Annotated in this window: 8 protein-coding genes; 1 reads left to right on the top strand and 7 read right to left on the bottom strand. The window is 60.7% G+C overall.

The genetic code is table 11. The features are described from left to right. Positions 1-25 precede the first annotated feature (25 nt). The 7 genes from OC610_RS18530 to OC610_RS18500 form a co-directional block, all read right to left on the bottom strand. Entirely contained in the window at positions 26-772 is a 747-nt protein-coding gene (locus tag OC610_RS18530; RefSeq protein WP_264429686.1) for a substrate-binding periplasmic protein, read from the bottom strand. A gap of 63 nt (positions 773-835) precedes the next feature. Beyond that, the gene (gene hisF, locus OC610_RS18525) at positions 836-1,606 is read right to left on the bottom strand and encodes an imidazole glycerol phosphate synthase subunit HisF (RefSeq protein ID WP_264429684.1); all 771 of its coding nucleotides are present in this window, start codon (positions 1,604-1,606) and stop codon (positions 836-838) included. 9 nt (positions 1,607-1,615) lie between these two features. Further along, entirely contained in the window at positions 1,616-2,353 is a 738-nt protein-coding gene (hisA, locus tag OC610_RS18520; protein ID WP_014336098.1) for a 1-(5-phosphoribosyl)-5-[(5-phosphoribosylamino)methylideneamino]imidazole-4-carboxamide isomerase, read from the bottom strand. Between the two features lie 42 nt (positions 2,354-2,395). Further along, the gene (locus OC610_RS18515) at positions 2,396-2,650 is read right to left on the bottom strand and encodes a DUF2164 domain-containing protein (RefSeq protein WP_003186749.1); all 255 of its coding nucleotides are present in this window, start codon (positions 2,648-2,650) and stop codon (positions 2,396-2,398) included. Beyond that, positions 2,650-3,288: an imidazole glycerol phosphate synthase subunit HisH gene (gene hisH, locus OC610_RS18510; RefSeq protein WP_264429682.1), complete on the bottom strand. Its 639-nt coding sequence runs from the start codon at positions 3,286-3,288 to the stop codon at positions 2,650-2,652. Before hisH ends, OC610_RS18515 begins: the two co-directional genes overlap by 1 nt. Then, positions 3,288-3,881 carry an imidazoleglycerol-phosphate dehydratase HisB gene (gene hisB / locus OC610_RS18505; protein ID WP_003186751.1) on the bottom strand — a complete coding sequence of 198 codons (594 nt, stop codon included), beginning with the start codon at positions 3,879-3,881 and terminating at the stop codon, positions 3,288-3,290. Before hisB ends, hisH begins: the two co-directional genes overlap by 1 nt. 280 nt (positions 3,882-4,161) lie before the next feature. Next, positions 4,162-5,823 carry an OFA family MFS transporter gene (locus OC610_RS18500; RefSeq protein ID WP_030141481.1) on the bottom strand — a complete coding sequence of 554 codons (1,662 nt, stop codon included), beginning with the start codon at positions 5,821-5,823 and terminating at the stop codon, positions 4,162-4,164. Positions 5,824-6,086: 263 nt separating this feature from the next. Here OC610_RS18500 and panM point away from each other — a divergent pair, with 263 nt between their 5' ends. After that, complete coding sequence (panM, locus tag OC610_RS18495) at positions 6,087-6,485, top strand: aspartate 1-decarboxylase autocleavage activator PanM (protein ID WP_264429677.1); 399 nt, start codon at positions 6,087-6,089, stop codon at positions 6,483-6,485. The last annotated feature ends 4 nt before the right edge of the window (positions 6,486-6,489 follow it).

The following is a 6,489-nucleotide window of genomic DNA, read 5'->3' as shown; positions in this document are numbered from 1 at the left end:
GGCGGCGGTACGGCGGGTGGAGCGCTCAGAGATACCGCGCCATGATCGCGTCCACCGCGCCTTCCTTGCGCAATTCATCCAGGGCCTTTTGCAACCGGGCGACCACGTTGTCAGGCACGTCCTTGTTCAAGGCCAGGTACAGCTCGGCACTGTTGAATCGCAGTACCGTCTTGAGATCGCTGACGCCTTCCTGACGCGCCAGGTAACGCCCGGCAGGGTCGCCAGTCGCCCACAGATCGATCTGGCCATTGACCAGTTTCCTGGCGTTGTCCTGATCCCGTAATACGACAATCGGCTTGAGCCCTTGCTTGGCCAACGTCTCGGCAATCGCGTCGCCCTTGTAGGCGCCAATCCGGTATTGGCGTGCCTGTTCCAGCGAGTCGAGGGCAATCTTGCTGTCGGCCTTGGCGAGCATCACCCAGTCGTCTGGCCCGATGGGGCCAACCCACTTGAAGAGTTTTTCGCGCTCCGGCAGCCGCGCCATGACGAACACACCGTAACCCGGTTTTTCCAAGGCGAGCTTGTAGATTCGCTCCCAGGGAAAACGCAATGTCAGGCTGTAGGAAATGTCGGCGCGCTTGAAAATCTCTCGGACGATGTCCACGGCAATGCCATGGATGTTTTCGTCCTGGGCGAAGTTCTTGCCGTTCTTGGCCATGTTGTACGGGGGAAAGTTTTCCGTCAGCAACACCAGCGATGTTTCAGCGGCGCGGACAGTGCCGGCGAGCAGCAACGTGGCACCGGCAACGGCAAGAACGAGGCGTTTGAGCATGTCGGGCTACCGCAATCCATGGTGTGCCCAAGAGTGCCTTGGGCCCGCCATGGTGTCCAGCGATCAGCGAATGCAGATACCACGATGCGCCATGTAGGCCTTGGCTTCCGGCACGGTGTACTCGCCGAAGTGAAAGATGCTCGCCGCCAGCACCGCGCTGGCATGGCCTTCGAGGATACCGGCGGCCAGGTGCTGCAGGTTGCCGACGCCGCCGGAAGCGATCACCGGGATGCCCAAGGCATCGCTGATAGCGCGCGTGACGCCGAGGTCGAAGCCGTTTTTCATGCCGTCCTGATCCATGCTGGTCAGCAGGATTTCACCGGCACCCAAGCCTTCCATCTTCTTTGCCCACTCGACAGCGTCGAGGCCCGTAGGCTTGCGCCCGCCATGGGTGAAGATTTCCCAGCGCGGGGTTTCGCCCGGGCCGGAGACTTTCTTCGCATCGATGGCAACGACAATGCACTGCGAGCCGAAGTGCTGGGCCGCTTCACCGACGAACTCCGGGTTGAACACCGCCGCGGTGTTGATCGACACCTTGTCCGCCCCGGCGTTGAGCAGGTTGCGGATGTCCTGCACAGTGCGCACGCCGCCGCCCACGGTCAGCGGGATGAACACCTGGCTGGCCATGCGCTCGACGGTATGCAGCGTGGTATCGCGGCCATCGACGCTGGCCGTGATGTCGAGGAAGGTAATCTCGTCGGCACCCTGCTCGTCGTAGCGACGGGCGATTTCCACCGGGTCGCCGGCGTCACGGATGTTCTCGAACTTGACGCCCTTGACCACCCGGCCGTTGTCCACGTCCAGGCAAGGGATGATGCGTTTGGCCAGCGCCATGGTGAGTCCTCAGCCTTTGTACGAATCGCAGAAAGCTTGTGCTTCAGCGACATCGAGGGTGCCTTCGTAGATCGCGCGGCCGGTGATTGCGCCGATGATGCCCGGCGCCTTGGCGTCGAGCAGTGACTTGATGTCGCCCAGGTTGTGGATGCCACCGGAGGCGATCACCGGGATCTTGGTGGCTGCGGCCAGTGCAGCGGTGAACGGCACGTTGCAGCCCTGCATCATGCCGTCTTTGGCGATATCGGTATAAACGATCGAGGACACGCCGTCGGCTTCAAACTGCTTGGCCAGATCGATGACCTGCACGGTGCTGATTTCAGCCCAGCCATCGGTGGCGACGAAACCGTCCTTGGCATCCAGGCCAACGATGATCTTGCCAGGGAACGCGCGACAGGCTTCGGCAACGAAAGCCGGGTCTTTCACAGCCTTGGTGCCGATGATCACGTAGCTCACGCCAGCCTTGACGTAGTGCTCGATGGTTTCCAGCGAGCGAATGCCGCCGCCGATCTGGATCGGCAGGTTCGGATAGCGCTTGGCGATGGCCGTGACCACTTCACCATTGACCGGCTGCCCTTCGAAGGCACCGTTCAGGTCGACCAGATGCAGACGACGGCAGCCGCCCTCCACCCACTTGGCGGCCATGCTCACCGGGTCATCGGAAAACACCGTGGAGTCTTCCATGCGGCCCTGACGCAGACGGACGCAAGCGCCGTCCTTGAGATCGATAGCGGGGATAATCAGCATCTGGCAAACCTTCAAATACGAATATTCAGCTTGACTCGAAAATCAGTTTTTCTCGAGCGCCCACAAGTCGCTTTCAATGCTTTCGAACCTTTCTTTAAGGTGCGTCTGCACATCGAAAATCGCCCTGTTGTAATAGTGCGGAGCAATTTCGCGGGTAAACAGGTCAAGAATTTCCGCCGCTTCGAACGAACCCAGGTCCAGTTCGAAACGTTCCTCCATGAACCGTTGGATCTTGCGGTTCGCTTCACTTTCCTGTTCGGGCGTGAGGGTGAGGATCGGCGGTTTCTTGCGAGCCATTACCAGCGACCGTCCCACGCCGCGAAGTTCTGCAGCAATTGCAGGCCATGGGTATGGCTCTTCTCTGGGTGGAACTGCACGGCGAAGCGCGAACCATCGGCCAAGGCCGCAGCGAAATCGACGCCATAGTGACCGCTGCCCACCACCTGCCGCGCATTGCCGGCGGCGATATAGTAGCTGTGCACGAAGTAGAAGCGCGCCAGGTCCGGGATGTTGTGCCACAGCGGATGATCGACCGTCTGCTTCACTTCGTTCCAGCCCATGTGCGGGACCTTCAAGTGTTCGCCGTCTTCGTGCAGGTCTTTGCCAAAGAACTTCACCTGGCCGGGGAACAGCGAGATGCAATCGACGCCGTCGTTCTCTTCACTGCGATCGAGCAAGGCTTGCATGCCCACGCAAATGCCGAGGAATGGCCGGTCCTGGCTGACTTCGTGCACCAGCTTGTCGAAGCCCAGGCGCCGGATTTCGGCCATGCAATCACGAATCGCACCGACGCCGGGGAACACCACCCGGTCGGCTTCGCGAATCACCTCGGCATCGCTGGTGATCAGCACCTTGCCGGCGCCCACGTGCTCGAGGGCCTTGGCCACCGAGTGCAGGTTGCCCATGCCGTAATCGATAACCGCAACCGTCTGCATTACAGCACGCCCTTGGTGGAAGGCATCTGGCCGGCCATGCGGTCATCGAGCTCGACGGCCATGCGCAGCGCGCGGCCGAAAGCCTTGAACACGGTTTCGATCTGGTGGTGGGTGTTGTGCCCGCGCAGGTTGTCGATGTGCAGGGTCACGTTGGCGTGGTTGACGAAGCCCTGGAAAAATTCCTGGAACAGGTCGACATCGAAGCCGCCGACGGTAGCGCGGGTGTATGGCACGTGCATCTGCAGGCCAGGGCGGCCGGAGAAGTCGATGACCACACGCGACAGCGCTTCATCGAGCGGCACGTAGGCATGGCCGTAGCGACGGATGCCCTTCTTGTCGCCGATGGCTTTGGTAAAGGCCTGGCCCAGGGTGATCCCGACATCTTCCACTGTGTGGTGGTCGTCGATGTGCAGGTCGCCCTTGCTGACGATATCCAGGTCGATCAGCCCGTGACGGGCGATCTGGTCCAGCATGTGCTCAAGAAAAGGCACGCCGATATCAAACCGGGCCTTTCCGGTGCCATCCAGGTTGATCGAGGCTTTGATCTGGGTTTCCAGAGTGTCGCGCTCGACAGACGCCTTACGTTCGGCCATCACCAGCTCCGCAAAATCATTGGGCGAAAAAGGCAGCCATTATAGGGGCGCGAGCGGCAAACAGAAACAAAAGAGGTGACATCACTGACGGGCTGAAGCCCGGGCTGTCGGTGCTAGACATGTGCGTACAAGCCTTTGCTATCACCCAAAACGACTGTGGGAGCGAGCTTGCTCGCGATAGCGGTAGGTCAGCAGACAGCAATGTCGGCTGACACGCCCTCATCGCGAGCAAGCTCGCTCCCACAAAAGTTGCCCTGACCTGATGATCAGGGCAACAGTCTTAGTGGAACAACACCGCCGTCTTCTGCAGTGTCACCCACACGCCCCACGCCAACGGAATGCCCACCACCAGCCAGGCGGCGATCGCCAGGGGCTTGGTGCCCGGCGCGGCTTTCCATTCCAGCGAAGTGGTGCTGTCGGCGCCCTTGTCATGGCCCAGCGCCTGTTCGGCGGCCAGTTCGGCGTCGGTCATGAAGTACTTGTCGGCGACCGGACGGACCATCAGGTTGCACAGGAAGCCCAACACCAGCAGGCCGGCCAGGATGTACAAGGTGATGTCATAGGCCGCAGCGCGTTCAACGCCGATGCTCAGCTGATATTCACGCAGGTAGTTCACCAGCACCGGACCCAGCACGCCCGCTGCCGCCCAGGCCGTCAGCAGACGACCGTGGATCGCGCCAACCATTTGCGTACCGAACAGGTCCGCCAGGTAAGCCGGCACGGTGGCAAAGCCGCCGCCGTACATCGACAGGATGATGCAGAACGCCGCAACGAACAGCGCGACACTGCCCAGGTGACCCAGGTTCGGGATCAGCGCGTACAGGGCAACACCCAGGGCGAAGAACACGAAGTAGGTATTTTTACGGCCCAGGTAATCCGAGAAGGACGCCCAGAAGAACCGGCCACCAATGTTGAACAAGCTCAGCAGCCCGGTGAAACCGGCCGCAATGGCGGCGATCTGGCCCAGTTGTGCAGCGTCCAGCTGACCGAACGGCAGGTCATTGCCGAGCAATTTGCCGCCGAACACTTCCTGCAACAGTGGCGAAGCCATGCCCAGGATGCCGATACCGGCGGATACGTTCAGGCACAGCACCAGCCAGACCAGGCGGAACTGCGGGGTTTTCCAGGCAACGTTCACGTGAACGTGGCGATGAGTGATCATCGCGTTCGCGGCTTTTTTCGGTGCCGGGGTCCAGCCTTCAGGCTTCCAGCCGGTCGGCGGAACGCGGTACGACAGGGCGCCACCGATCATGAACACGAAGTAGATCGCGGCCATGACCAGGAAGCTCTGCCATACACCGACCTCGGTCGGCGAAGCGAAATGGCTCATCAACGCGGCAGCCAGTGGAGCACCGACCATCGCGCCGCCACCGAAGCCCATGATTGCCATGCCGGTCGCCATGCCGCGCTTGTCCGGGAACCACTTGATCAGCGTGGACACTGGCGAGATATAGCCCAGGCCCAGGCCGATACCACCGATCACACCGGAGCCGACCCACATCAGCCAGATCTGGTGGGTATAGATGCCCAGCGCGGAAATCAGCAGGCCACCGCACCAGCACAAGGCCGAGACAACGCCAGCCTTGCGCGGACCGGCGTGTTCCAGCCAGCCGCCCCAGATGGCTGCCGAGCAACCCAGGAAGATGAAGAACAGGGTGTAGATCCAGCCGAGCATCGAGATCGGCCAATCACACTGGGATGAAAAGACTTGCGAGATGAAGCTCATATCCGGTGCACAGGCGACTGGCTTGGTGATACCCAAGGCCTTGGACAGTGGCAACCAGAACACCGAGAAGCCATAGGCCATGCCGATGCAGAGGTGAATGGCCAGTGCGGCCGGTGGAACCAGCCAGCGGTTGAAGCCGGGCTTGGCGATGATGCGTTCCTTGGAGAGGAACGCAGGCTGGTCGGCGACGCCGCCGGCCGTAATGCTTGTGCTCATTGTGTATCCCCCAGTTGTTAGAATGGTTCGCCAGCCACACACCTCACCCTCAGCCTTCATTGCACGCAGGCATGACTGTATTTTGCAGTGAAGCTCCAATTTAGTGCGACATCACGTCGCAGAAGGACGGACGAACTGACAAAGGTTACCATTTGCTCGTGACAGAAAAACCAAAGTGCTATCACCTTTTTCCTGTCATTCGTCTTATCGCGCCTCTGCTCGCTTTCTGTAGGGGGCCATGCGTTTATTTTTCAGGAAATTCCATGCCCATCGTTGTCGAGCACCTGGAACAAGCCACCCATCAGGACCAGCAGGACCTGCAGAAAATCTATCGGGACGCCCCGGCCTGGCTGTTCGAGCCGTTCAGCGACGCCACGCAACTGATCGGAGAATGCCTTGAGGATGGTTCGTTGATCGCCGCACGCTTCAATGATCGCCTGCTCGGCGCCGCACGGCTGCAACGGCACCAGAACGCCTGGCGCTTGTCCCACCTATGCGTACGAAATATCACCCGCCGCCGTGGCGTGGCTGAACGGCTGGTGAGCGAAGCCCGGAGGATGGCCCTGCAAGATAATGCCGAGCTCCGACTTCAGGCGCCGGCCGGGCATCTGGAAGCCCAGGCGTTGGCGGCGAAATTGAAATTGCCGCTGGATGTCGACTAGCACT

Origin of the sequence: Pseudomonas agronomica (assembly GCF_025917275.1) — a bacterium.
Taxonomy (GTDB): Bacteria; Pseudomonadota; Gammaproteobacteria; order Pseudomonadales; family Pseudomonadaceae; genus Aquipseudomonas; species Aquipseudomonas agronomica.
Note: the sequence above shows the minus strand (reverse complement) of the source record. Positions and strands in the feature narration are given on the sequence as shown.

What these genes read in the sequence shown, in the direction of transcription:
- OC610_RS18515 (WP_003186749.1), bottom strand. Translation starts at nt 2,650, where the DNA reads ATGGCTCGCAAGAAACCGCCGATCCTCACCCTCACGCCCGAACAGGAA.
- hisB (WP_003186751.1), bottom strand. Translation starts at nt 3,881, where the DNA reads ATGGCCGAACGTAAGGCGTCTGTCGAGCGCGACACTCTGGAAACCCAG.
- panM (WP_264429677.1), top strand. Translation starts at nt 6,087, where the DNA reads ATGCCCATCGTTGTCGAGCACCTGGAACAAGCCACCCATCAGGACCAG.
- hisF (WP_264429684.1), bottom strand. Translation starts at nt 1,606, where the DNA reads ATGGCGCTGGCCAAACGCATCATCCCTTGCCTGGACGTGGACAACGGC.
- OC610_RS18500 (WP_030141481.1), bottom strand. Translation starts at nt 5,823, where the DNA reads ATGAGCACAAGCATTACGGCCGGCGGCGTCGCCGACCAGCCTGCGTTC.
- OC610_RS18530 (WP_264429686.1), bottom strand. Translation starts at nt 772, where the DNA reads ATGCTCAAACGCCTCGTTCTTGCCGTTGCCGGTGCCACGTTGCTGCTC.
- hisA (WP_014336098.1), bottom strand. Translation starts at nt 2,353, where the DNA reads ATGCTGATTATCCCCGCTATCGATCTCAAGGACGGCGCTTGCGTCCGT.
- hisH (WP_264429682.1), bottom strand. Translation starts at nt 3,288, where the DNA reads ATGCAGACGGTTGCGGTTATCGATTACGGCATGGGCAACCTGCACTCG.